The sequence below is a fragment of the Pseudonocardia pini genome (assembly GCF_013870575.1).
In the GTDB taxonomy this organism is placed as follows: Bacteria; Actinomycetota; Actinomycetes; order Mycobacteriales; family Pseudonocardiaceae; genus Pseudonocardia; species Pseudonocardia pini.
Window position 1 is genome coordinate 1 of the sequence record NZ_JACBXB010000614.1, and the last position, 3,444, is coordinate 3,444.

Genomic DNA, 3,444 nt, shown 5'->3' on the forward strand with positions numbered 1-3,444 from the left:
CGCCGGCGTTCGGAGATCGAGCGCATGAGCAGCTCGCCGCGGTCGCGGCACTGGCCGTGCTGGCCGTGCTGCGCAGGCGGTTCGAGGCGGAGCTCGCGGTGGTGCTCACGCTGCGGAAGCGGCCGGTGCCGGCGTGAAGGACGATCTCGTCCGGTACCTGCGCCGCGGCTGGGAGACCCTGCCGTGGAAGCTGGAGGGGATCTCGGAGTACGACGTGCGGCGCCCGCTGACCCCCACCGGCACCAGCCTGTTGGGCCTGGTCAAGCACGTCGCGCTCACGACCGCGGGGTACTTCGGCGAGGTCCTCGGCCGCCCCGCCGCGCTCGACTGGCGAGACGAGGAGCCCAACGCCGACATGTGGGCCCGCGCCGACGAGACCCGCGCGCAGGTCCTGGGCTGGTACGCCACCGCCGTCGCGGACGCCGAGACCGCCCTCGCCGAGCTGCCCCTCGACCATCCCGCGCACGTGTCCTGGTGGCCCGAGCCCGACGTGACGCTGCACCGGATCGCGGTCCACATGACCGCGGAGCTGCACCGGCACTGCGGCCACGCCGACATCCTGCGCGAGCAGCTCGACGGCGCCGTGGGCATGACCCCGACCGCAGGCAACCTCCCCGAGGACCTCCCCTGGGAGACCTACCGCGCGAGGCTCCAGGCCGCGGCCGACACCTACCTGTGAGCGGCGCCGGCCGCAGCCTGCGTGATCGCCACGTCGGGGTCGTCCGCGCCGTGTGCGGCCTCGATGGACCTCGATCGGCGATCATGCGCGGCTGACTTGCCGAATCGGCAAGGGACGTTGCCAGGGGAGGGCGGCCGGGCGCACTGTCGGCGGCATGGATGACGACGTGGTGGTGGTCGGCGGCGGGGCCGCGGGCCTCAGTGGTGCGGTGACGTTGGCCCGGAGCCTGCGCTCGGTGCTGGTGGTCGACGCGGGCGAACCCCGCAACGGGCCCGCGGACGGGGTGCACAACTACCTCGGCCGGGAGGGGATCGCGCCCGCCGAGCTGTACGCGGCGGGCCGCGCCGAGGCCGAGGCGTACGGGGTGGAGTTCACCCGGGCCCGGGTCACGGCGCTCGCCCCCGGGTTCCGCGTCACCCTCGACGACGGGCGCACGGTCTCCGCCCGCAAGCTCCTCGTGACGACCGGCCTGACCGACGAGCTGCCGGACGTCCCCGGTCTCGCCGAACGCTGGGGCCGAGACGTCCTGCACTGCCCCTACTGCCACGGCTACGAGGTCCGTGGGCGGAAGATCGGCGTCCTGACCTCCCCAGGCGGCTCCGGGATGCACCAGGCCCTGCTGTTCTCGCAGCTCAGCGAGGACGTGACGGTCTTCCTGCACACGGGCGCCGAGCCCACCGCCGACGAGTGGGAGCAGCTCGCCGCCCGCGGGATCGACGTGGTCGACGGCGAGGTGTCCGGCCTCGAGGTCACCGCGGACCGGCTCACCGGCGTGCGGCTGGCGTCGGGCCGGGTCGTGGCCCGGGACGCCCTCGTCGTCGCGCCGCGGTTCACCGCCAACGCGGGCGTGCTCGCCGGGCTGGGCCTGGTGGCCGAGCCGGTGGAGATGAACGGCCGGGTGATGGGCCACCAGGTCCCCGCCGCGCCGACGGGGGCCACGAGCGTTCCGGGCGTCTACGTGGCGGGCAACGTTGCCGACGTGTCCGCGCAGGTCATCGTGTCCGCCGCGGCCGGGATGCGGGCCGGGGCGATGATCAACGCCGAGCTGGTCATGGAGGAGACCCGCGCCGCCGTCGAGCGGCGGCGGGTGCTCTCCGCGGCATCGGGGAGCGAGCGCCACACGGCCCTCACCGGCGACCGGGCACACGGCGTCTAGCAGGATGTCCGTCATGGAACACGGTCACGGGCACGGTCGGGCGATGACCGCCGAGGAGGTCCGCGCGATGTTCGAGGCCCCGGCCTGGGACGAGCGGTACGGCGGCGCCGAGCTGGTGTGGAGCGGCAACCCCAACCCACAGCTGGTCGCCGAGGTGGACGAGCTGACCCCGGGCACGGCACTCGACGTCGGGGCGGGCGAGGGTGCGGACGCCGTGTGGCTGGCCCGCCGGGGTTGGACCGTCACGGCGGTCGACTTCTCGAAGGTGGCGCTGGAGCGGGTGGCCGAGCACGCCGCCGAGCAGGGGGTGGAGGTCGCGACCGAGCAGGCGGACGTCCGCACCTGGGCCCCGCCGGAGCAGACGTACGCGCTGGTCAACTCCCAGTTCATGCACCAGCCGCCGGAGGTGTTCACCGGGCTGGTCGCGCGGCTGGCCGCGGCGGTGGCGCCGGGCGGGCACCTGGTCGTGGTCGGGCACCACCCGAAGGACCTGGAGTCGCCCTCGATCGGGCGCCCGCCCGTGCCGGAGATGCTGTTCACGGCCGAGGAGGTCGCGGCGCAGCTCGATCCCGCGGAGTGGGAGATCGTGGCGGCGGACGCCCGGCCGCGCCAGATCATCGGGGTCGACGGCGAGCCCGTCACGGGCCACGACGCCGTCCTCCACGCCCGTCGCCGGTAGGGCGCCGACCGCTCACGGACGAGTGAACGGCGGCCGGTTCCGTACGCCGATCGCAGGCACCCGTTAACCGGTTCGCAACGACCCTGAGTGTCACCACCCGTAGTCGCGGCACTACTTTCAGCGCCACGGTTCCTGGAGGTGACAGTCAGTGGCGCTTGCGTCCATCTTGTCCGGTATGCCCGATCTACTGCAGCGCACGCTGACGCTGCACTCCCCGGACTCACGGGGCTACTGCCGCGAGTGCCGCGAGGCCTCCGGCATCGCCGCGCCGTGGCCCTGCGCCGCCCGCGAGGTGGCCGAGGAGGCCGAGTACATCCAGCGCGGCGGACTGCCCGGGACACTCGGCGGACGGCACCGCAACCGGGTCTGACCCGTCCGGACCGTCCGAGGGCCGCCCCGCTCCCGCGGGGCGGCCCTCAGTTCGTCCGGGAGTGGCCGCTGCTGTACCGAACGGCCCTCCGCCCGTGCCGCCGTCCGGCGTACGCATCCTTGCCGCCGCACACTGAGCCGCGCCGAACGGAACCCCAGCCGTGAGCGCGACCACAGCGCGACCGCCCGTCGAGACCGGGGCCACTGCGTGAGCCGCTCGCCGCTCCCCCCGTCCCGATCGTCTCAGCAGGGGCAACCCGACCCGGCGCTCCGAGTCGGAAGCCCCTAGCGTCGGACACGACCGGATCACGGAACGATCACGAACGACCCTGGAGCCCCCGAAGCTCCGCTCCCCGGGCCGTCCGATCCCCTGGTCCCACGGGCTCCGGTCGCTTGTCCCACAGCTGAACACGAGAGGTCGCAAGTGGCCCGGCATCGCTCCCCACGAGGCCGCACCGCGATCCCCCGCCCCGCGGCGTCGAGCTCCCCACGACGTCGCGTTCCCCGGGCGGGGGACGCGGTCCGGTCCATCCCTGGTCCCGTTCCGGTGCCGGGGACCGC

Annotated in this window: 4 protein-coding genes; all 4 read left to right on the plus strand. The window is 74.3% G+C overall.

Translation table 11 applies throughout. From position 1 onward, the window contains the following. Window positions 1-133: 133 nt before the first annotated feature. The 4 genes from H5J29_RS25790 (at window position 134) to H5J29_RS25805 (ending at window position 2,884) form a co-directional block, all read left to right on the plus strand. Window positions 134-679, plus strand: coding sequence for a DinB family protein (locus H5J29_RS25790; RefSeq protein WP_181783611.1), 546 nt, complete (start codon window positions 134-136; stop codon window positions 677-679). 154 nt (window positions 680-833) lie between these two features. After that, on the plus strand, window positions 834-1,835 hold the full coding sequence (locus H5J29_RS25795; RefSeq protein WP_181783612.1) for an NAD(P)/FAD-dependent oxidoreductase: 1,002 nt from the start codon (window positions 834-836) through the stop codon (window positions 1,833-1,835). Window positions 1,836-1,878: 43 nt separating this feature from the next. After that, on the plus strand, window positions 1,879-2,514 hold the full coding sequence (locus tag H5J29_RS25800; RefSeq protein WP_181783613.1) for a class I SAM-dependent methyltransferase: 636 nt from the start codon (window positions 1,879-1,881) through the stop codon (window positions 2,512-2,514). A gap of 175 nt (window positions 2,515-2,689) precedes the next feature. Further along, entirely contained in the window at window positions 2,690-2,884 is a 195-nt protein-coding gene (locus H5J29_RS25805; RefSeq protein WP_220187939.1) for a hypothetical protein, read from the plus strand. Window positions 2,885-3,444: the final 560 nt, after the last annotated feature.